Here is a 20,826-nt window from a genome sequence, read left to right as displayed (position 1 = left end):
TAATTTATTTAGCTGTTTTAAGTCCGCTACGTTTACTGCGATTATAACTACGGTATGGATCGAGTTCAATTTCCACATCCGGTTCCTTAAGTTCCATACCTTGTGGTAAAAGGAACTTGATGTATTTTATGTTTAAACCTCGATCCAACCATTGTTGTTCGTAGTAGGTTTTGATTCCTAAGATATTATCAACCCAACCTGAATTATACAAATCCTCGGTTATGAATTCTACAGGAAGCTGGTTTTCTTCTGTCATGTATTTGGTATAGGTAAACATAAAATTACTATCCGTTTTTACATGAATAATTCCATCCGATTTCAGGAAACGACGGTAACGTTCCATAAAATAGGTAGAAGTAAGCCGCTTAGTTGCTTTCTTCATTTGCGGATCGGAAAAGGTCAACCATATTTCACTCACTTCATTTTCGGCAAAGAAGCGATCAATGATCTCAATATTGGTACGGAGAAAAGCTACATTCTTCATGCCTGCCTCCAATGAATCGGTTGCACCGCTCCACATGCGCGCACCTTTAATATCTACGGCAATAAAGTTCTTATCCGGAAACATCTTACCGAGACCGACGGTATATTCCCCTCTCCCACAACCCAATTCCAATACAATCGGGTTATCATTTTTAAAGAAGTCCTTATTCCATTTACCTTTCATCTTAAACGGAACATTATCCGCTACAGAATACGGATATTCAAATACATGAGGGTAACTTGCCATATCGGCAAACTTCTGTAGTTTATTCTTTCCCATTGATTAAATCTTTTCTATCCAGCCGGTATAGTTATAATATACCCGATCGTTAAACTGATGGCGGAACATCGCATATTTCTCCACTCCCGTACAATGGCAAACGCCCAAACGTTTAGGCAAGTTGCGCCCGAAAAATCCGGAGATCACATTAAACTTCTCTGCTGTTGTTTCGTGGATATGAAATCCACCCAGTACAATCTGCAAAGGAATGCTTGGAAAGACTTCCTGTACAGCACGCACCATATTGGTAATTCCCCGATGCGAGCAGGCACTTATTACCGACATTGCTTTTTCGCTTTTCAGAGCTACACATAACTCATCCTCAAACGTATCAGTCACTATTCCGCTCTCCTCTTCAATATAGAATTGCTCAAAATGAGTGTCATGCTTGTCGACAATCTTAATATCAGGAAATACATGTACTCCAGGCACAATCTCAGTTTGCTCAGTTATAAAACGGAAACGGGACTTATCCAGGTTTTCCGAGTGATGAATACCGTTTTCGCGGTCATTCTTAAACTTTCGTACAAATGCTTCACGCTTACAAATGATCGGAGCTGTTTTATTGATTTCCATAAAATGGTGCAAACCGCCGGTATGGTCACGATGTCCATGAGAGAGCACCAGATAATCTGCTTCGCTCAGATCAATATGCATTAAACGTGCGTTACGGATAAAAAGATCCGAAGCTCCCGTATCAAAAAGAACTTTATGTTCGGGTGTTTCGACAAACAGGGAAAGCCCATGCTCTCCCTGCAATCCCTTGCCGTAAACAGTGTTTTCTACGAGGGTTGTTATTTTAAAATTCATTCCGGATTATTCTACGATTGTCACCCAGCCATGTGTATCCGGTTCATCGCCATATTGAATAGCTCTCAACTTATTATACAGTTTTGTACATACCGGTCCGGCTTCGCCGTCTTTGCTGAGTATATATGATTTCTTCTCGTCCAGATCGTCCACCCGTTCTACCGGACTGATAACTGCGGCAGTACCACAAGCACCTGCCTCATCAAATGTAGCCAGTTCGTCGACTGTTACAGGACGACATTCTACCGTCATACCCAAATCTTCTGCCAAAGTCATCAAACTATTATTGGTGATGGATGGCAAGATAGAGTCTGACTTAGGAGTTATATAAGAGTTACCACGGATGCCAAAGAAGTTGGCTGGTCCACATTCATCAAGATATTTCTTTTCTTTTGCATCCAGATACAACACAGCCGAATAGCCTAATCTGTGGGCTTCTTCTCCTGCTGCCAGGCTAGCGGCATAGTTACCTCCGATTTTGAAACGGCCCGTACCCAATGGAGCTACGCGGTCATAGTGTCTGAGAATAGCATAAGGAGTTGGCTTGAAACCTGCTTTGAAATAAGGTCCTACGGGAGTAACAAATACAATAAACATGTATTCTGTAGCAGGTTTCACCCCTACCTGTGCTCCCATTCCAATCAATAGCGGACGGATATAAAGAGATGCACCGCTTTCATAAGGTGGTACAAAACGTTCGTTCAACTTCACCGCTTCCAGGACAGCTTCTTCAAACCGTTCAACAGGCAACTTTGCCATCATTATTCCTTCGCAGGAGAGTTGCATACGTTTTGCATTCTCACGCATACGGAAAACCCGGATCTTACCATCTTTACCACGGAAGGCTTTCAGCCCCTCGAATGATTCTTGTCCATAATGCAAGCAAGTGGCTGCCATATGCATATTGATATATTCACTGCTACTTGTTTCCAGTAGTCCCCACTCGCCATTGCGATAATTGATTCTCACGTTGTAATCTGTCGGCATATAGCCAAACGACAGATTTGACCAATCTATTTCCTTCATATCGACATCTATTTATAGTTTCGCTTTTACGAAAAGCAAAAATACGCTTTATTCCTCAGATTGTTGCTTTTCTTTCAATAATTTTTCAACTTCCGCATCGGCTTTAGTGAGCTTTGCCGAACAAAAAGCAATGATATCATTGGCTTCTTTAATCTTCTCGCTCAACGCATCAATTTCCAACTCATTGTTATCAATCTGACGAACGATTTTCTCTAATCGTTCGATTGCTTGTGAATAGGTTTCTTTTTTCATAATCTTTATATGCTATTTAGGAGAGACCGTACTTACAACCTCTCCTTTTGCCAACCGGGTAATCAGCGTATCGCCGGTATCTACCTGCGAAGCATCTGTAACCGCTTTACCATTTTTCAATGTAATACTATATCCTCTCTGTAGTAGCTTCTCCGGAGAGGCATCCGCAATGCGTTGCTGAAGTAATTCCAATTTATGTTTTTGCTTAGACAATAAAAGTATTGTGGTTTGTTTCAAGTCATTCTTTAAGCCAAGCAACTCCATACGTGCATCATTCAATCGTTTAAGTGTTAGCGTAGGGATGCGGTTACGAAGAGCGGACATACGCTGTTTCTCCTGAGTCAATCGCCATAAAACACTCTCACGTAACTGTTCGGCCAACATTTCTAATTGTTCTGCTGCACGATCCATCTGACCAATCAAAAACTCAGCTGCTGCGGTCGGAGTTTTTACTCGTGTATGGGATACTGAGTCTAACACGGTATCATCACGTTCATGACCAATGCCGGTTATGACCGGCAAAGGAAACTGAGCGCAAGCAGCAGCCAATAAATAAGTATCAAAACCGGATAAATCGGATGTTGCCCCTCCGCCACGAATAATGACTACAGCATCAAAGTCGTCCTGACGTTCCAGAATGGCATCTAATGCATTAAGAACAGACTCCTCCACCTGATTTCCCTGCATGATGGCAGAAAAAAGCTCTGTGTAGAAATAATATCCTGCGGAATTACGGTTCAACTGATGTTTAAAATCACCATACCCCGCTGCTGTAGCCGAAGAAATTACGGCAATCCGCTGAGGAAGTAAAGGCAGATCCAATTCTTTATTTAGCGTCAACACACCTTCTTCCTGCAATTGTTTAAGTATTTCATTCCGTCGACGTATCATATCGCCGACTGTATAGGTCGGGTCAATATCCTGTACGGTCAGACTATACCCATATAGTTCGTGGAATTCTACAGTAACCTTAACCAAAACTTTTATACCGGAAACAAAGGCTTGTCCGGTAGACTCTTCAAAATAGGGTTTCAATAATCGAAAAACATTCGCCCAAATGGTTCCACGAGCTTTAGCAACCAAACTATTCCCTCTGGGATCTTTCTGAATAAACTCCAGATAACAATGCCCTGTGGTGTTGGAACGAACATCGCTTATCTCGGCCTGTACCCAATATTCATCGGGCAAACATTGAGTTATGCTTCTCTTTACTAAAGAATTTAATTCAAAAAGGGAAATTCCTTCCATAAAGATATTTACTATTTGACAATTTACGATTAGACGATTGAAACTACAAACCGATTATATTAATCGACTGATTCTGTTATCTCACCTTCTGTTTGATACGCTTTCCATAAGTCAGGTACTCCATATCCAAAGATATTATCCGGAAAATCAGCACGGTCACCAGACTGGCGCACTAAGGTGATAATTTGCTTTGCAGTCAACTCTGGCCGGGCCTGCCATAAACAAGCCACCATTCCACACATTACAGGAGTTGCAAAAGAAGTTCCGTTTGCAGTAGCAGGTTGTCCATTCGTTCCTATCACCCGGGTAAACATACCTATGGCCATCACATCGGGTTTTATACGATCATCTGCCGTATTCCCGACAGAAGAAAATGGAGCCAGCTTTTTGCTTTCGGTAATAGCACCAACCGTTATTATATTCCTGGCATCACCCGGAGGTGTGATCTTTTTCCAGGAACCTTGTCCGGCATTGCCTGCGCTACACAACAATACCATACCCTTATCGGCAACACGAGAGGCCTGACGGGACATCAAAGAATATTCTCCATCCAGATCTCTGAGACGGTAATCTTTAGATTTATCATCAAAAGTATTGTAGCCCAAAGAAGTGTTTACTACATCTACCCCAACGCTATCCGCATATTCAATGGCGGCCGCCCAATAGTCTTGTTCGACAAGGTGTTCCGAGTATTCATCTTCTGTACGTAAAAGCCAATACGAGGCTTTAGGAGCCGTTCCTATCAGAGCATAAGGCCAATTAGCACCCATACATGAGAGTACTTTCAAGCCGTGATCACTCTCCATGTATATACTCTTAGTATTTCCTACAAAATCTTTAACACCCAAGATCCGGGTACTATCAAAAGCCGCAATACAGTCGACATTATGAAAACCGGCATCCATAATGGCAATGGTTATCCCCTCTCCCCGAAATCCGGCTTCATGTAAACGATCGCCTCCACTTAGGCACAGTTGTGTATAGGCAAGCCCATAGGGATTTTCCAACTGATATGGCTTATGAACCAGGGAATCTCTTTTTATATCTTTCTTTTTCTTCTCTTTGTCCGGAGCAGTCCATACTTTCTCAACCGACTTCACGAAAGGAAGTTGAGCTATCCGGTCCATCTGTGTGCTATCATTGCAGGATATGGTGACAAAGTTGTCCCATTTTCCTTTAACCACAACTTTGACTTTTTTATTCCGAATAGCCTTCACATAGGTTTCACAAACAGGTAAATCGGTTGAATCTATCGCCAATCCCTGACGGATACGTCGGGCAATAGCTTTCCCGGACAGAAATTCCTCCGGCCGATCCAGTGAATATGTTGTTTCAGCCTTATCTTTCAAACTGATACGATATTTTAAGGTATCCTGTTTAGCCGAGACCTGAACTGTAATAACGACTAGAATGATTAATAACGATTTCTTCATTTCTTATATTTTATCACTACAAAAAAACATCCCGCATGGAAACTGTCAACTATCAACTGTTAACTGTCAACTGTTAACTGTTAACTGTCAACTAAATACATTCCCATTCCCCGTTGAGAAGCAATAAACGCACCTCCCAACACACGGTTTCCATCATAAAAAACAGCAGATTGCCCGGGAGTGATAGCCGACGCCTCTTCCTTGAAATGAACGAGTAAACGACCATCATCTAGTTTCTTAATTTCGCAAGGTACAGGCTTACTTCTATAGCGAATACGGACAGACAGCTGTTCACAGGAGAAAAGCTCCTGTTCATTAATGATATTGGGTTCTTCGACCAACATATCTGTTGCTTTTAGTTGATCAGCATCACCTAACATTACTGTATTCTTTTGTGGGTTTATTCTTAATACGTATGCGGGCTTACCTAAAGCTATTTCCAATCCCTTGCGTTGCCCAATGGTATAATAGGCATAGCCTTTATGCTCTCCTAACTTTACACCTTCGGAGTTTACAAACCACCCCGATCCGATCTCTTCATCTATTGCCGGGTAATGTTCGCGCAGGAAGTCTCTATAATCGCCTTTGATAAAACATACTTCCATACTTTCGCCTTCGTTGGCTTTCGCTTCAAAGCCTTTTTCGCGAAGGTATTCACGCACTTTGACTTTCGTATAGTTTCCCAACGGGAATATACAACGGCGAAGCACATCTTGTCCAAGTCTCCAAAGGAAGTACGATTGGTCTTTCTTATCATCATCACCTGCCACGATATAAATATTCCCTTCTTTTTCTTCCAAACGGGAATAATGCCCTGTAGCCACCCATCCGCAATTCAACTTATCCGCCCATTCTATAAGCATACGGAACTTAAACAATGGGTTACACATCACACAAGGGTTCGGAGTGCGCCCCCCGCGATATTCGTCTATAAAGTATTTTACGATGGTGTCTTTGAATTCTATACGTTCATCGGCCACATGGTGTTCAATGCCCATGCGATCGGCAAGTATCTTCGCGTCTTTCGGTTCATCTCCCCAAACGCGCATAGTTACCCCAACTATTTCATAACCTTGCTCTTGCAGCATCAAGCAAGTAGCCGAACTGTCTATTCCGCCACTCATTCCAACTAATACACGCTTATTTCTCTCTTTCATCTTATGTACCTTAAAAAGATAATGATACAAATGTAAGGGATTACGGGCAGATTATTATAAATATAGTCAAAGAAAAAAAGTCTATCCGCTATATGGATAGCCCTTATTTGAAGTAACTGACTGTATATCAGTCGTAGATTTTTAACAAGAAACGAAATGCCTACATAAAGACTTACATCAGGTAGTGTTTTTACTGTTTCTTATGCGATTGCAAATATAGGAAGTTTCGAATTACAAAACTCGTTTGGTTTGAACAATTTTTGCGGATGCTCTATATATAGAGCAAATTTGGGAAAACAGGACATGCATATTAGCATACATAAGTAAGGTCATTATAAGTAAAATATTAATCAACGAGTCGGAAGGTTGCTTAATATAACTCTTATACTTAGCCTGAGCCAGAAATAAACACCATGTTGCATGATTTAACTCATCCGATGATTTGGGCATCCTCATTTGCTCCAAAACTTTAAGTGCACTATCCGGATGTGCATACATAATAGCCTCCACATATTCCAACTCGGGTAATAAAACAGCCTTTTTTTGAAGAGAACAAGAAGAGACAGAAACCACTATAACCAGGATAATAAAAAAGAAAAAGATGTTCTTCATAAATCATGTATTAACTTTTCAATATGCTAAAATACCGCTTTAAATCTTTAAGACAAAAAAACATGAGACAAAAAGATCAATTACATACAAAATCAGATAATATACCTTGCAAAAGGCAACAATATATCCCATAAACAAGACAAAAGCCAATGATTCCACAAACTTCTTTTACTTAGGAATCATTGGCTTCATCTCTATTTTAAGAAATCCTCAAACTTTTATCCTCAACCGCCCATCTATTATGCTAATATCAGCTGGTATAGGCATGGCAGTTTATTTCTCCGGAACTTGCCAGAAATAATCCGGATCATGTGTTACAATATTACCTTTCAAATATGGGTTTTCTTCACCATATCCCATAGGGAGCAACGATATATAAAGCAGATCTTTATCTTGGCTACGGTATCGGCTCTCGGTATTAAACCGACTGACATTGGTACATTGAATCCAGTACAGGTTCTTAGCCATATAATAATCAAGATACCATTCTTTTGTTTTACTTGTTTCTTTATTTACGGCTAGAGGTTGATTATTTCTCAGCCGGTTGCGCACCTCACTTATGCTTAGTAAATTACCATTTTCATCTGTTATATAAATGCCGTGCGATGGGTCCATCCAAAGCCATTTCTCCAAAGTTTCCGAATAAACGCAGTTTATAACGTGACAATCGGGATCTTCCGGATCTTCTGGCATACAGGTAACATATCTTGATTTAAGCCCCATAGCAAGATAAAGTTCGTTCAGCATCATGGCTTTATGCCGGCAATTTATACCTTTGCTTGTTGCTTTGTGATAATTATAGAAATCAATAGCATCGAACTCGCATAACGCCCAGTTTGAACCGTCGTATTTTACGCTATGGGTAACGAATAAGAGTATATTTATGATCTTCGTCACTTCATCTCCATTACCTGCAATAGAATCGAGATTAAAATATTGTTTGACTTCTTTTAGATTCCTGTTTGTAGCCGGCTGATAAGTAAACTTAGGCAACGAATCGGTATTTTCCTGTTGATAGTCGCCCGCATGTTGCAGAATATAAAGTTTGTCATAAACCCTAAGTTTATCCATAAGGAGAGTAAACTTTTTCTCTTTCCGGATATTGTCCAGATCACGATCTTTTTTGGCGTGTTGATATTCTGAATAGCCAAATTCGATCGCTTTTTCAAAAGCACTTAGCGCCTGTTTTTTCTGATTGAGCAAAGAATAGGTACAAGCCTGATTATAATACGTGCTTGCTTTAAGCATCCGAAGAATAGGCCGATAATCTTCCAGTTCAGTTTCAGACAAGTTGAGGTTGTCGATCAAAGCCAATGCTTCTTGCAAACTCTCCTTTGTTTGTTCAAAATCTTTTTCTTTGTAATGATTCTGGTATGCTTCGTATAGCGCCTCATACTTAGGGATAAACTCGTTAAAAGCTTGCGAATCTGTTTGTGCTGCTACGGTTAACGAGATAACCAAGGCAGTCAGCATAATAAGTATTTTCTTCATAGCAATATATATTAATCTAGCGACAAAAATAGGAAAATTTATTAGACAACACACTATTATCCTTTGCATTTCACCGTATGTTATCTTATCTTTGCCGGTAAGCTCATGCTGACTAGATGTACAGGTGGTCGATGACTAGTTGTACATTTGGTCACTGACCACCTGTACATCTGGTCGCCACGATGTTCTTAAGTTAATCAACGAATGCTGCATCAAATGCAGAACATTTGTAAGCGGCAAAATCAGAAAAACAAAATCGGCAAAAACAAAGTGCGTACTACAGTAAATGAAGAGAGCGTATTTATGAGTCGTATTTAGATTCTATTATGTATCTTTGTGGTGAAGCCGAAAGGGCGCGATAACTTCAAGCTTGTGCTTATTAAGGTGTAAGAGTACCCTTACACCTTTCTTACTCTGTCAATAGTCGTAAGTCGTCCTCTGTAATTTTGGGCTTTCTAACCTTAGGAACTGGCATGATTTTTATATCATCCAATTTATTACAGTTTGCACGCACAATAGCCATAATTCGTTCTTCTGATATAAAGAACTCCTTGTGAGATAGTATTTTTAAAGCATCATCAAACCTCAAACGTTGTATCTCAGTCCAATAATGATAACGCCTCAATAATGCTTCATCTCGCTTTTCTACAAGTAATTTATCCCTTCCTTTTACCATATACAAAAATACTCATATACTTTGAATTACGAACAAATAAAAAACGACTTTCAGTTACCCAAAAGCCGCTTTTGTTGTATGTGAGTGGTATCTTTTTAAGAAGCTACAGAACTAACAATAGCACCAACTCCTTTGCCTCTGATAGGTAACGCTATAAAGCGTTTATCGAAGCCTACGATTGTGCCACGTTCCTGAGGGTCATTTTCGTTTGCATACATAAAGACCTCTCCATCGGCTTTCATCACCTCACCACCTTGAAATGCAAAAGAACAAAAGGTGTCAGTACTAGCAGGGGCAGCATCAAAATCAACTTTTCCCTTTGTTGTGGCATTGTATTTAGGGGTAATGGATGTTTGCAGAATGCTGAAACCAGCAAAACGTTTAGGTTGTCCATTAACAATATCTGTAAGGTCTTTGAACGCTTTTACATCAAATAGAATCAGGTCGGAGAGATGCTTGGGATTGAGAACCAAGTACCGGCCTTCCTGTGGAACATTCATATCATCAAAGCGCTCTTTCAATAAAAGAATATCCTCTATGGTAATTCTTTTGCGTGCGCCAACAATGTTTCCCGTTGTAGTTATAACAGGCGTGAAGTCTGCATCTTCTTGTGGTGCAAATGCATGAGCTGCTTTCTCGGCTGTACGCGCCCTTAAAACATTTCGGTGTCCCATCAATACCGATTCCAGCTGATCGTAGCTATATTCGATTGCTACGGGTCTTCTAACCAATGTATTTTCTGTTTCAAATACATCCAATTCAATGCGTATGAGCTTATCTACCCGCTGTACTACTTTGATGGGGTAAGTTGTATTGTTGATCAATACTTTAGGATCGACACCCACTTCCGCCATGTTTATTGCATTGTTATCAACTAATGTAGAGAAATCCTTTACGTAATTAAGGAAAGAACTATCAGGATAAAAGTTTTCCATTAACTGATTTATCCAAATCTCTTTTTCTAATCTTGCATCTGACATAATTTACTAAATTTTAAAATGAATATTATTTTAATTGTTTTTCTTGCTCTAAAAGTGATTTATACAACCCAGGAATAGATTTTAATTTATGTGGCGCATATCTGCGATAATCTTCTAAAGTCCAATTATTTTCATCTTTCTGCTTACCTGAATGAATTTCATCAACAACTCTTCTTTTCTTCGACTTTAGAACCATTTCCTTAAAAGCATTAAAGTCGCTTTTAGCCAACGCCTTAAGTTCCTTATTCAGAAAACTCTCAGGTAGATTACATATTGCATTATAGTTAAACTTATTCCTGATAATCTGATTATAATTCATTTCAAAGGCTTGTTGGTACTCATGCTCTTTCTTCTCTATATACTGTCGGATACGAGGCATATTACCATTGGATAAAGCGATTATATCGGTTCCTTCCTTATCCGTTATGACACCTAATCCTATAGCCTGATTTACAAATGAACGGGCATCCCTAGGATTATTTTTATCCAGTTCTACAATATGATTGTAAATTTGCTCTTCGGTCTTCATCCCGCAAAAAGATGGAAGTTCTTTGATGCGATTAATAAAATTCATGGAAATTGTTTTTATAAGTGGGTTGAACTTGTTATTGAAATAGTTATAGATATCCTCTGTACTCTTTTCGTCTAATGGTTCTTCTATATCATAAATACCATTTATTAATCCAGCCTCCAAAGCTTCATTAGCACTAATCCAATGGTCTTTACCGTCAAAATAGAGTTCCTTAATTTCTTCTATGCTTTTCTGGCAACGTAAAGAAATCATTTCAGCCAATGTATCTTCAATATCTTCAATTGTAGAAACCATACTTTTAAATTCATCTTTGTTTCCATAGGCTCCACAACTTACACTATGCAACATAAGCTTAGCATATTTACTCATATACAGAGGCTTACCACATAGTGCGATTACACCGGCAATACTAGCTGCAACGCCATCAATATAGATGGTTATATTGGCTTTGGATCCTTTTAGAGCATTGTATATTGCAATCCCGGAAAAAACGTCTCCACCGTTGGAATTAATATGTATTTCAATGGATTCATGCAGGGAAGATAATTCCATCAATTGAGATACTATATCTCCTGGTATTACTTTGTCATAGTTTCCTATATCTCCATATAAGAGAATGGAAATCGAATTATCTTCATTTGTTATACTGTTGAAGAAAACAGAACTACTACTTAGTGGCTTTCTCATTACTTTTTAAACTTTTATTTATCAATGAATTAACTGCGTTATCTAACCCTTTGTGATTAATTGCTTCAAACTGATTCAGTGTCTTTCTTAACTCAAATAGGCTCATTTCTGTAAGGTCTTTCTTTACTGTTCCACGTTCCCGGCAAAATCTATTCAACTTGGCTGCGTTCATTAAATCATCTTCTTCGGTTTCGCCATAGCAGATACCTATATCGCGAGAAAGCGCATATATCTGATCGTATATTCTTTGTCGTTTCTCCGGATAGTCTTTTTGAGGCTTTATTTCGCCTTTCAAGTAGGCTATTAGATACTTAGCCTCACTGAAAGTAACGTCTTTTGTACTGGCGGCTCTACCGTTGGTTAGCTTGCTTATTATATCCGCTTTATCCTCTTTCTCAAACCCCTGTTTGCTAAATAAGGTTTGAATCATTTTCAATTGTGCCGGGGTTAACGGCTTTCCTGCATTTTTTTTATCCATAGTTACTATATTTACTTCCTCATCATTAATGAAAGGGTTTATATTGTTATAGATACTTCTTTTCTCCTCCCAGGTTAATTTTGGCCAGCTAGAACAATCTTCCCCGGTAATAATGGAGTATTCTAACCGAGCTTTATCCAATGTGATCTTTGTCCATCGTAATTCGTTTCTTAGGCTACTAATCTGTATAATTAGGTTATCCTTCTGATTAAGAAGATCATAGTATAAGACTTTGTAAACATTATCCTTTTCATTCTCCATCTTACAACTCTCCATTTAATGCCTTTTCCAAATAAATCTCATTCATCAAATCACCAAAGCGTCTAACATATTTCAATTTACGCAAGCGTTCTTTGTCAGTTATGCCATGTAGCTTGCATATCTCCACAACTTCGGATTGCTGCAACCCAGTAAACTGGTGCCAAATGTTTATGCGTCTCAGAAACTCTGCGTAGCCCTCCTTTTCTTTAGTGGCCATTTTTTGCATATTTGCTTTAAAATAGGGCATCCCGGCAAGTACAATACCGCAATTACTTTTAGTATTATCCCGTAACTCATGTAAGGCCAGTATCATGGAATGAGTAAGCTTGCCGGATTCATCAATGATCACCAAAGGAGTATCCAATCTATTCAGATAGTCTGATACACGGGAGATCATTTCATTTAGTGTACCATAAAAAGGTATTGCCATTTCACGCAATAGGTTGGCAAAGAACTGGTTAGTGTTCATACTTTTGCTATAACGCACGTAGAACACGTTTCTTTGCTTTGCATAAGTCGTTAAGGCAGTGGTCTTTCCCATTCCGGTATCTGCCACTAAGCCTAACATAAAACAGTGTTTGCGTGCTTTATCACACATATTGAACACACTGATAAAATCATTACTTTGGTACAACTGGTCTACATCGTTTTGCCTCACGAAGTTCCAAATGTGTAATAGCATTGCATCAGAGAGGTCAAACCATTTTTCTTTCTCCAAAGATGAGAGCGTGGCGGGGCTTACCTCACTCTTTACGGCAAAATCAGACTTGCTGATACCTTTTTCTTTGCAATAATCATTCACCGCCTTTTTAATCTCGGTTTTTTCAGGTAAATTTGTCCTTTGATTTTTCATTATGTTATTTGGTTATCAATATGTTATGTTCCAGCATAGCATATTGGAATTAATAATCAGATAATAATTTATTAAGGTCGATAGTTACTTTCTCAGTTACATGAAAAGGGCTTTCGGCCTTTTTTATTCTTTCCTTATCTTCCGGTTTGGCGGTATTGGCCTCGCTTCGTTGTGGAATATCAGAAACAGTCATCATATCGCCACCATTGCGTCTAAACTCATTGGATAGTAGAGTACTACGTTTTATTTCTTCTACTACATTTTTAGGTACAAGTCTTTGATTTACAAGTTCAGCCGCCCGCTCATCAATCCGATAAGCTTTTTCGGCTAGTTCTCGTTGGGCTTCTTTATGTTTGTTTTTGACCGCTTTGTTGACTGAATTTACAATGCTCATAGTCTTTGTATCTTCGTCCGTCTGATTAGCCAGTGCTCCGTGAGCCTGCCTTTTCTTGTGTACAAAACCTAAGGCCTCATCTGTTTCAGGGTTGTAGATGTAAATACCCTCATTTAAATTAATATAGCGTACACGTACTTGTTTGTCATTCCATACACTAGCTAATTCAGAATTGAGCAGATATTCATAGGTTACACCTGAACGTACTATAGAAATTTGTTGCTTCCGAATAAGCATATTTTGCATATCACGAGTAAATAGGCGATAGAAGTCAGGATTAACGTCCAGATTATCGAGCCGGATTTCATTGGGTCGTTGGGAATTCTCATATCTTTCATTGGGGGTAAGCCCGTGTTTATCAGTTCGTTTATTGAATTCTTCTACACAATACACTAATATAGCTTTGATCTGATCTATTGAAAGCCATCCATTTGCAGAAGTATAGGAATCGAATAGTTCCTGTGAGGTACGTGCATCTTTTCCCTTGCTTTTGATACCGCTCCCAATATAACCATAGTGTTCTTTGCAGTATTGCTCGCCGAAAGTTCTGAAACTCCTTTCAATCAGTGATTTATATCGTGGATTGCTTGAAACAGTCCATGTACATCCTAATTGATCAAGTTGCTTTTTAAATTCTTCTGCAATTTTAGTTTGGTTGAAGCTATGGTTGTCTGAAACGATTTCATAAGGTAGTGCTCCAGTTTTTCTTACTGCATCTTCCAAACCATCTAAGATGGTTTCTGTATTCTCCGTTTCAGCAATTTGGTAACCAACAATCTTACTGCTACATGCATCCAACACATAAAACAAATAAACTGATTCATAGCCTTTTACTAAAAATGGAACTCTCCAAGCATCTATTTGGTGTTGATCATTTGCGTTTTCTGCTCGTAATATGCTGACGTAGGCCATTTTATCATACAAAGTTTTATCCTTTCCGTATCTACCTTCAGCTACTATAGCTTTAATCTCATTGAATATATTTCCGATTGTACGTATACTAGGTACTTTGCAATTCAGTTCAGCGCACATTTCCTCAATTTCTCTATGAATGTATGCTTGAGAATAGGCTTTACCAGAACTAGCAAGTTGCATAACCCAGTATTTGTACATCTCGGTGAACTCTTTCTTTCGCCCGTGTTTGGGCTTTCCAATCACCACAGATGGAATACCATATTTCTGAGCATTCCTTAATATCTCAAGAAAACGTCTCTCTTGAATATCCCTACCTGGATTTACAATATTATAGGCCTTCGTACCCTCTTTTAGTGGACTTATAAGTCCCGGTTCTGAATAATATGTATCAATGAAGTATTGCCAAACAGCATGGAGACGGGCATATTTTGTTGCCTGAATATCAGAACAACCTAATTCTTTGTATATTTCCCGATACTGTGGAAACTTACATTCGTAAGCCGTTTGCATGTTATTCAAAATGCGTTCAAAAAGCATTTGAGACTTTTCTTCCCGATCTTGTTTTAATTTTAGCTTTTTTAGTTCCTCCAAAGTAGGAAGTTTCTTGCGTGTAGGCTCAGGAATAGAATAGTAGAGGATATAAGAATATTCTTTATTTTTGACAACCTTTGAACCACGAATATTCCAATTCTCAATAGTTTTTCTACTTATTCCTGTTTTTTCCAAGAAACAATAGGAAACAAAAAAGCCCTCTTTATTTGATATAAAATTATTCATTGAAGAGTTTTTTTACTTCTTCCCTTTTGATTTTAAATTTCTTATATTCTTTTATCACCTCCTCTTCAATATCTACGCTGGCACTATTCCCATTAAGGTATTTATTAACGGCTGCTCTACTAATGCCAAGGCTATTTGCAATAGATGCTTGAGTTCCATGAGGGAGTTCATTCTTTATCCTCAACCTTTCTTCTTTTGACAAATACATATTATTTCTATCTTTGTGGTTAATTATCCGTTTGCAAATATATAACAATATATTTCTATTGGCAATATTTTAATGAATTAAAATCACTATGAGCAATAAATTAAAAGAGATTAGGAAAAGCATGAATCTTAATCAAAAAGAATTTGCAGAAAAAATAGGTATTAAGCAGTCCTATTACTCAGGTATAGAAAGTGGGAAAAAACCTATAAACGTGAAAGTCACTGATGCTTTATGGAAGATGGGGGTTTCGTTTGATTGGTTCTACGAAGGGAAAGGTAATATTTTCACAAATCCCTTTTCCAATATTGCCAATAGTGATATTTTAGGTTATAAATCTCATACCGATAATATGGATGCTAATAAATCAGAATTGATAGAGAGACATAAAGAATTTTTTTCGGAGTACTTTAACGGTATGTCTTTTCTTCCATCCAATTATGAATATCAGCAGATCAGATATTATGAAAAATTATCCCTTAAAGAGAATGAAAAGTTGGTTCAAACCTTTTTGGAAGAATTGGAAGAAGTATATAACTCTAATATTAGTTTAAGCAGTATTATTCATTACTATGGAGGCCCAGACTTTATGATTGAAAAATTCAAAGAACTTAAACCATTTCCCTTATATTGGAAGGAAATATTATTTGAGTTCAATTCAGATACTCATAAATTGGATGATCCTAAATTAAAGGAAATATTATATATTCTTCACATTAAAGAAATCACTCGACATTGGACACGTCAGATAATTAATTCAATTGAATATATGGAGAGATATAAAGACATGATCCAAGATCATATTCTTGAGAAAAATGAGGGGGTAAAGTGACAAATAATGAGGGTATAAAATACGATTTTTATGAGGGGTTTTATCGGCAAAAACAAAATGCGTGATAAGACTTATAAGCTGAATGTAAAGCAAAAGAGGTGCTTTTTCTTGATTTTCAGGGAAATATGGAAAGCAAAAGGAAAGCAATGTTAACTTTTTCTGTTCTTGTAGTCTCAAGAGTAAACTTTCATAATTAATTAATAATCAGACAAATAGAGCGAAATATGTAGTAATTGCCGAACTACGCACTTTGTTATTGCCCCCTATACATTATAGTATTTAAAATAACGAACCAAAAGAAGATAAGTATGTCTATACCGTATGTTGTTCGCAAAAAAGCGAATGTTATCAAAGGAGAAAGGGAAGAAATGTGGTACGCCGTTGCCAAAAAGCTGCAAAAGAAGGGTGGAGGCGTTACAGAAGAAGATCTGGCGTGGATGATTTCCGATCATACCACTTTCAGCCGGGGAGAGATTCAGGGATTGATCATCGAACTGGCAGCTACAATAGAAAAAGTATTGGAAATGGGGCGCTCTGTAACCATCAAAGATTTGGGGACGTTCCAAACGTCGCTAACCAGCAAAGGGTTTAAAGATCCTACACAGATTACGCCAAGCGAAGTGAGTGTATCGCGCATCTATTTTACGGCAGACCGGGGACTGGCATACCGCATGAAGCAAGTGCCCTGCCTGCGTGTTCCGTTCAAATACTATTTCCCAAAAGAACTGCTGACTAAAGAAATGCAGGAAGAAGATGCAACGCTTCCTGCTCCTGATGGTATTGAATAATAAACCCGATAAACACCCAAATTCAACAAGCTTATGATTCGTTTTCCTGATTTCGAACTACAAATAGACCCCAAAATCTTATACCGGGGCAAAGACTATTATAACAGTGAGGCCATTACAGACTTAAATGAAACTGAGCCGGGAGAATGGCTAGCCTATGTAGAAGGTACTGAGCTTTACACTGTTGAATTATCTATCAGCAAAAACCAGGTCGAAAGTTGGTTCTGCAATTGTCCTTACGATGGCGCTGTATGCAAACATGTAGTAGCTACTCTTTTCGCTATCAGAGATCAACAAAAGGCTATAGCAATATTCACTTCCGCCAAAGATAGATCAAAAACAAAAGAAGCCGTCTCAGCCGGGCAAACCGATAGTCAGCCATCGCAAACCAAATTACTGCTGCGAGACGCCCTTAAGCAAGCCGACAAGAAGGAAATCATTGAGTTTATTTGTCAGTATGCCATAGAGCATCCGGTGTTTGCTGAAGATGCGCAAAAACACTTCATTCCAATCCAAAACACAGACCACTTATCAACAACTTACGATCAGGATGTTGCTAATTCATACACTTTTCATACCTCAAGACGTTCGAGGCATAGGTATGGCGATTATGACTCGGATATAGATTATGAAGCAACAGCTCGCAATTTGTCAAAACATCTCGAGAAAGCCACATTTTTGTTTGAGTCAGGAGCATTGGGAGATGCCGCAGCCATAGCCATACAGATACTGGAAGTCGTTGCCCGCAACTACGATCAAAGCGAATACAACTATTATGAAGATGATGGTTATCTGAACTGTGAATGCGAAAAAGCTTGCGAATTCCTTCTCGAAATTATCGATAATTCAAATACATCCGATATACTCAAAGCCGAAATATGCGCCGCAATTGACCAGATAAAAGATGAAGAGGCATTTGAAGATGGAGCTGTTTTCCCGATAGACGACTTCGTTCATGAACTGAATATACAGAGCCGCTCGAAAGAGGAAGCACTCGAATATCTTACTCAAATAATTGACTCACAAACTGAAAACAATGAAAAGACTCAGTTCGTCAGAGAAAAAATCAATATCCTAAGAGAGCTGGAACGAGAAGAAGAAGCCAATCATATAGTTCTACAGTTCCTGCATTTACCGGAAATACGTCAGGACGAGATCGAACGACTCATGAGATTAGAAAAATACCAGGAAGCATTAATACTGACTGATGAAGCTATTGAGCGTGTACAGAAGTCTAAAGAATACTATCTTGTTACACGATGGAAAGAACTCAAACTTCAGTTATTGACCACATTAAACCGCACTAGCGAACTGATAGAAACCGGAAGAGAACTATTCATCCAACAGAACGGAGACATGAAGGTTTACCATTTACTTAAAAAACACATAGAACCAGACCTTTGGAAAGCATTTCTGTTAAAGATGATAGAACAAACAAAGTTTGACTTCAGGCAAGTAGAAGCTGATATTTATGCAGAAGAAAAGGAATATGAAAAATTACTGGTTTGGGTGAAGAAGAATAGCAGTTCCGGAGTAGATAGTGTCAATAGATACCTCCCCCATCTCAAAGCGCATTATCCAAATGAACTGCTGGATATATATTCTAACTATGTACTGAATTATGCAGAAAAGAACATAGGAAGAGGACATTACCAACATATTGCTCAGACTCTCAAGAAAATGAAAACAATAATGGGAGGAGATAAGCTCGTTGGTGTTATCGTTGCAGAGTTCAGAACTACTTATAAAAACAGGCGTGCCATGATGGAAGAACTAAGTATGTATTAACACCGTAGCATAAGCAGAAATACCCTCTTCTCTGCCTGTGAAACCCAGCTTTTCGGTTGTTGTGGCTTTGATGGATACATCGTCTTCGTCAATGCCCATCAGTCGGGCAAGGGTAACTTGCATAGCAGGGATATGGGCTTTTAGTTTAGGTCGTTCGGCGGCGATGGTTGCATCGACATTGCCTATGGTATAGCCTTTTCCGGCAATGAGTTGCACGGTTTTTTCGAGTAGGATCTTGCTATCTACATCTTTGAACTCTCCGGCTGTATCGGGAAAATGATAACCGATATCGCGCATATTAGCAGCTCCCAGCAAGGCATCACAAATAGCGTGTATCAATACGTCTGCATCAGAATGTCCCAGCAGACCTTTTTCATGTTCAAGACGAATACCGCCGATCCACAGTTCACGCCCTTCAACAAGCTTGTGGACATCAAAACCAAATCCTACTCTTATCTTCATTTTCTGATTTATATTATTTCACTACAATACGTCCTCCCCCTACCCCCTCCAAAGGGGGATACCATGCGGCACCTAGCTGCAGCACCTTGCCGCTGCCGCTATCTTATATAAAAGTCCAACAATTTTTCATGTTCTAAATAGCCTTCAAGATGTTGCCCGGGAGAAACTGGGCCGACTCCGGCAGGGGTTCCTGTAAATAACAGGTCGCCAATTTTTAAGGTTACGAATTGACTGACGTAAGCGATAATATCGTCTATCTTGAAAAGCATATCGGCCGTATCTCCTCGTTGCACTTCCTTTCCGTCGATTTTAAGATGGAAATTCAGGTTCTCTTTATCCGAAAATTGTTCCAGGGGGACAAATGTACCGATGGCCGCTGAATTATCGAAACCTTTGCATAACTCCCACGGATTACCCACCTCACGGAATTTACGTTGCAAATCACGGGCTGTAAAATCAATCCCTACAGTCACCGCATCGTAATAACGATAGGCAAAGCGGGCAGCAATATTCTTTCCCAGACGACAGATGCGTACAACAAGTTCTGTTTCATAATGAATCTCATCCGAGAAATCTGGGATAAAAAACGGTTTACCATCCTTAAGGATAGCCGAATCCGGCTTCATAAAGATCACAGGATCTTCATTCACGACAGTATGCCCCAACTCTTTATTGTGCCGGGCATAATTCATTCCTACAGCAATAATTTTCATTTACTCGAATTCGTTAAAGTTCAAACGGTTAAACATCACCGCCAGGTGAGCGTAAAGTGATGTATTCTGGACTACAATATTTTCGGGAACACGGATACGGAAAGGGGTAAAGTTCCAAACCGCTTTAATTCCGCCGTCAACCATCGTATCGGTGATCTTCTGGGCAATCTCAATCGGAACGGTCAGCACTCCAATGTTCACATTATACTCTTTCATCTTCCGGAGGAAATCATCGGAATGAAAGATCGGAATGCCATTAATGCTGGTTCCAACCTTCCGCGGATTTACATCAAAAGCAGCTACAATCTCCAACCCGAAATGGCTAAGACCGGAGTCGCCCAGCAATGCACCGCCCAGGCTACCTACCCCAAAAAGAAAAGCCCGGTGGATATTGGTGAACCCTAAAAAGTCCTCCAACACATCAATCAACGTGTCAACATCATATCCAACGCGCGTCCGGCCCGAAATGTTCACATAAGAAAGGTCTTTTGCTATTTGCGAGGCATCAATATTTATCTCCTTCGATATTTGGGTAGAAGACACATATTGTTCGCCTTTTTGCTTTAGTAGTTTTACATTAGAGAGATACCAGGGAAGCCGGCGCAAAGTCGGTTCAGGTACTTTTATATTGTCTTTATGACGTTTTGGAGCATCCATAATCGTTTTTTTCTTAGTCTCTAACGTTTTAAGTTT

At 39.1% G+C, this 20,826-nt stretch carries 22 protein-coding genes; 3 read left to right on the top strand and 19 right to left on the bottom strand.

The features are described 5' to 3' along the window. Positions 1-4 precede the first annotated feature (4 nt). The 16 genes from trmB to D0T87_RS13860 form a co-directional block, all read right to left on the bottom strand. On the bottom strand, positions 5-763 hold the full coding sequence (gene trmB / locus D0T87_RS13935; protein WP_163175745.1) for a tRNA (guanosine(46)-N7)-methyltransferase TrmB: 759 nt from the start codon (positions 761-763) through the stop codon (positions 5-7). 3 nt (positions 764-766) lie between these two features. Next, a complete protein-coding gene (locus D0T87_RS13930) occupies positions 767-1,573 on the bottom strand; it encodes an MBL fold metallo-hydrolase (RefSeq protein ID WP_163175744.1) in 807 nt (268 codons plus the stop codon). 6 nt (positions 1,574-1,579) lie between these two features. Next, positions 1,580-2,599 carry a branched-chain amino acid aminotransferase gene (locus D0T87_RS13925; protein ID WP_163175743.1) on the bottom strand — a complete coding sequence of 340 codons (1,020 nt, stop codon included), beginning with the start codon at positions 2,597-2,599 and terminating at the stop codon, positions 1,580-1,582. A 48-nt stretch (positions 2,600-2,647) separates the two neighbouring features. Then, positions 2,648-2,851, bottom strand: a complete 204-nt coding sequence (gene xseB, locus D0T87_RS13920) for an exodeoxyribonuclease VII small subunit (protein ID WP_163175742.1) — start codon at positions 2,849-2,851, stop codon at positions 2,648-2,650. Positions 2,852-2,863: 12 nt separating this feature from the next. Beyond that, positions 2,864-4,099 (bottom strand): exodeoxyribonuclease VII large subunit, encoded by a 1,236-nt coding sequence (xseA, locus tag D0T87_RS13915; RefSeq protein WP_163175741.1) that lies wholly within the window; start codon positions 4,097-4,099, stop codon positions 2,864-2,866. A 59-nt stretch (positions 4,100-4,158) separates the two neighbouring features. Next, a complete protein-coding gene (locus D0T87_RS13910; RefSeq protein ID WP_163175740.1) occupies positions 4,159-5,532 on the bottom strand; it encodes a S8 family serine peptidase in 1,374 nt (457 codons plus the stop codon). Positions 5,533-5,612: 80 nt separating this feature from the next. Next, positions 5,613-6,689 carry a tRNA 2-thiouridine(34) synthase MnmA gene (mnmA, locus tag D0T87_RS13905; protein ID WP_163175739.1) on the bottom strand — a complete coding sequence of 359 codons (1,077 nt, stop codon included), beginning with the start codon at positions 6,687-6,689 and terminating at the stop codon, positions 5,613-5,615. Positions 6,690-6,920: 231 nt separating this feature from the next. Next, positions 6,921-7,301 (bottom strand): hypothetical protein, encoded by a 381-nt coding sequence (locus tag D0T87_RS13900; RefSeq protein WP_163175738.1) that lies wholly within the window; start codon positions 7,299-7,301, stop codon positions 6,921-6,923. A gap of 273 nt (positions 7,302-7,574) precedes the next feature. After that, positions 7,575-8,792, bottom strand: a complete 1,218-nt coding sequence (locus D0T87_RS13895) for a transglutaminase domain-containing protein (protein WP_163175737.1) — start codon at positions 8,790-8,792, stop codon at positions 7,575-7,577. Positions 8,793-9,201: 409 nt separating this feature from the next. Next, a complete protein-coding gene (locus D0T87_RS13890) occupies positions 9,202-9,468 on the bottom strand; it encodes a transposase (protein ID WP_163175736.1) in 267 nt (88 codons plus the stop codon). Positions 9,469-9,563: 95 nt separating this feature from the next. Further along, entirely contained in the window at positions 9,564-10,448 is an 885-nt protein-coding gene (locus tag D0T87_RS13885; RefSeq protein ID WP_163175735.1) for a hypothetical protein, read from the bottom strand. 25 nt (positions 10,449-10,473) lie between these two features. Then, positions 10,474-11,667, bottom strand: coding sequence for a head maturation protease, ClpP-related (locus tag D0T87_RS13880; protein WP_163175734.1), 1,194 nt, complete (start codon positions 11,665-11,667; stop codon positions 10,474-10,476). Next, positions 11,648-12,406 (bottom strand): hypothetical protein, encoded by a 759-nt coding sequence (locus tag D0T87_RS13875; protein WP_163175733.1) that lies wholly within the window; start codon positions 12,404-12,406, stop codon positions 11,648-11,650. The genes D0T87_RS13880 and D0T87_RS13875 overlap by 20 nt, the downstream gene beginning before the upstream one ends. 1 nt (position 12,407) lies before the next feature. Next, positions 12,408-13,259, bottom strand: a complete 852-nt coding sequence (locus D0T87_RS13870) for an ATP-binding protein (RefSeq protein ID WP_163175732.1) — start codon at positions 13,257-13,259, stop codon at positions 12,408-12,410. A 49-nt stretch (positions 13,260-13,308) separates the two neighbouring features. After that, entirely contained in the window at positions 13,309-15,345 is a 2,037-nt protein-coding gene (locus D0T87_RS13865; protein ID WP_163175731.1) for a DDE-type integrase/transposase/recombinase, read from the bottom strand. Further along, entirely contained in the window at positions 15,338-15,547 is a 210-nt protein-coding gene (locus tag D0T87_RS13860) for a hypothetical protein (protein ID WP_163175730.1), read from the bottom strand. The genes D0T87_RS13865 and D0T87_RS13860 overlap by 8 nt, the downstream gene beginning before the upstream one ends. A 94-nt stretch (positions 15,548-15,641) precedes the next feature. Between D0T87_RS13860 and D0T87_RS13855 the strand changes: the two genes are divergently transcribed. The 3 genes from D0T87_RS13855 to D0T87_RS13845 all read left to right on the top strand — a co-directional run bounded on the left by D0T87_RS13855 (position 15,642) and on the right by D0T87_RS13845 (position 18,958). Continuing rightward, a complete protein-coding gene (locus tag D0T87_RS13855; protein ID WP_163175729.1) occupies positions 15,642-16,382 on the top strand; it encodes a helix-turn-helix transcriptional regulator in 741 nt (246 codons plus the stop codon). Between the two features lie 308 nt (positions 16,383-16,690). Then, the gene (locus D0T87_RS13850) at positions 16,691-17,170 is read left to right on the top strand and encodes an HU family DNA-binding protein (protein ID WP_163175728.1); all 480 of its coding nucleotides are present in this window, start codon (positions 16,691-16,693) and stop codon (positions 17,168-17,170) included. Between the two features lie 33 nt (positions 17,171-17,203). Next, on the top strand, positions 17,204-18,958 hold the full coding sequence (locus D0T87_RS13845; RefSeq protein ID WP_163175727.1) for an SWIM zinc finger domain-containing protein: 1,755 nt from the start codon (positions 17,204-17,206) through the stop codon (positions 18,956-18,958). Here the strand turns inward: D0T87_RS13845 and ispF are convergent. The 3 genes from ispF to D0T87_RS13830 all read right to left on the bottom strand — a co-directional run bounded on the left by ispF (position 18,944) and on the right by D0T87_RS13830 (position 20,790). Beyond that, positions 18,944-19,420: a 2-C-methyl-D-erythritol 2,4-cyclodiphosphate synthase gene (gene ispF, locus D0T87_RS13840; RefSeq protein WP_163175726.1), complete on the bottom strand. Its 477-nt coding sequence runs from the start codon at positions 19,418-19,420 to the stop codon at positions 18,944-18,946. The two genes, D0T87_RS13845 and ispF, sit on opposite strands and share 15 nt — an antisense overlap. A gap of 98 nt (positions 19,421-19,518) precedes the next feature. Next, a complete protein-coding gene (locus D0T87_RS13835; RefSeq protein WP_163175725.1) occupies positions 19,519-20,133 on the bottom strand; it encodes a fumarylacetoacetate hydrolase family protein in 615 nt (204 codons plus the stop codon). After that, the gene (locus tag D0T87_RS13830; protein WP_163175724.1) at positions 20,134-20,790 is read right to left on the bottom strand and encodes a redox-sensing transcriptional repressor Rex; all 657 of its coding nucleotides are present in this window, start codon (positions 20,788-20,790) and stop codon (positions 20,134-20,136) included. Between the last annotated feature and the right edge of the window lie 36 nt (positions 20,791-20,826).

Origin of the sequence: Bacteroides sp. 51, assembly GCF_010500965.1 — a bacterium.
Taxonomy (GTDB): Bacteria; Bacteroidota; Bacteroidia; order Bacteroidales; family Bacteroidaceae; genus Bacteroides.
Note: the sequence above shows the minus strand (reverse complement) of the source record. Positions and strands in the feature narration are given on the sequence as shown.

What these genes read in the sequence shown, in the direction of transcription:
- trmB (WP_163175745.1), bottom strand. Translation starts at nt 763, where the DNA reads ATGGGAAAGAATAAACTACAGAAGTTTGCCGATATGGCAAGTTACCCT.
- D0T87_RS13930 (WP_163175744.1), bottom strand. Translation starts at nt 1,573, where the DNA reads ATGAATTTTAAAATAACAACCCTCGTAGAAAACACTGTTTACGGCAAG.
- D0T87_RS13925 (WP_163175743.1), bottom strand. Translation starts at nt 2,599, where the DNA reads ATGAAGGAAATAGATTGGTCAAATCTGTCGTTTGGCTATATGCCGACA.
- xseB (WP_163175742.1), bottom strand. Translation starts at nt 2,851, where the DNA reads ATGAAAAAAGAAACCTATTCACAAGCAATCGAACGATTAGAGAAAATC.
- xseA (WP_163175741.1), bottom strand. Translation starts at nt 4,099, where the DNA reads ATGGAAGGAATTTCCCTTTTTGAATTAAATTCTTTAGTAAAGAGAAGC.
- D0T87_RS13910 (WP_163175740.1), bottom strand. Translation starts at nt 5,532, where the DNA reads ATGAAGAAATCGTTATTAATCATTCTAGTCGTTATTACAGTTCAGGTC.
- mnmA (WP_163175739.1), bottom strand. Translation starts at nt 6,689, where the DNA reads ATGAAAGAGAGAAATAAGCGTGTATTAGTTGGAATGAGTGGCGGAATA.
- D0T87_RS13900 (WP_163175738.1), bottom strand. Translation starts at nt 7,301, where the DNA reads ATGAAGAACATCTTTTTCTTTTTTATTATCCTGGTTATAGTGGTTTCT.
- D0T87_RS13895 (WP_163175737.1), bottom strand. Translation starts at nt 8,792, where the DNA reads ATGAAGAAAATACTTATTATGCTGACTGCCTTGGTTATCTCGTTAACC.
- D0T87_RS13890 (WP_163175736.1), bottom strand. Translation starts at nt 9,468, where the DNA reads ATGGTAAAAGGAAGGGATAAATTACTTGTAGAAAAGCGAGATGAAGCA.
- D0T87_RS13885 (WP_163175735.1), bottom strand. Translation starts at nt 10,448, where the DNA reads ATGTCAGATGCAAGATTAGAAAAAGAGATTTGGATAAATCAGTTAATG.
- D0T87_RS13880 (WP_163175734.1), bottom strand. Translation starts at nt 11,667, where the DNA reads ATGAGAAAGCCACTAAGTAGTAGTTCTGTTTTCTTCAACAGTATAACA.
- D0T87_RS13875 (WP_163175733.1), bottom strand. Translation starts at nt 12,406, where the DNA reads ATGGAGAATGAAAAGGATAATGTTTACAAAGTCTTATACTATGATCTT.
- D0T87_RS13870 (WP_163175732.1), bottom strand. Translation starts at nt 13,259, where the DNA reads ATGAAAAATCAAAGGACAAATTTACCTGAAAAAACCGAGATTAAAAAG.
- D0T87_RS13865 (WP_163175731.1), bottom strand. Translation starts at nt 15,345, where the DNA reads ATGAATAATTTTATATCAAATAAAGAGGGCTTTTTTGTTTCCTATTGT.
- D0T87_RS13855 (WP_163175729.1), top strand. Translation starts at nt 15,642, where the DNA reads ATGAGCAATAAATTAAAAGAGATTAGGAAAAGCATGAATCTTAATCAA.
- D0T87_RS13850 (WP_163175728.1), top strand. Translation starts at nt 16,691, where the DNA reads ATGTCTATACCGTATGTTGTTCGCAAAAAAGCGAATGTTATCAAAGGA.
- D0T87_RS13845 (WP_163175727.1), top strand. Translation starts at nt 17,204, where the DNA reads ATGATTCGTTTTCCTGATTTCGAACTACAAATAGACCCCAAAATCTTA.
- ispF (WP_163175726.1), bottom strand. Translation starts at nt 19,420, where the DNA reads ATGAAGATAAGAGTAGGATTTGGTTTTGATGTCCACAAGCTTGTTGAA.
- D0T87_RS13835 (WP_163175725.1), bottom strand. Translation starts at nt 20,133, where the DNA reads ATGAAAATTATTGCTGTAGGAATGAATTATGCCCGGCACAATAAAGAG.
- D0T87_RS13830 (WP_163175724.1), bottom strand. Translation starts at nt 20,790, where the DNA reads ATGGATGCTCCAAAACGTCATAAAGACAATATAAAAGTACCTGAACCG.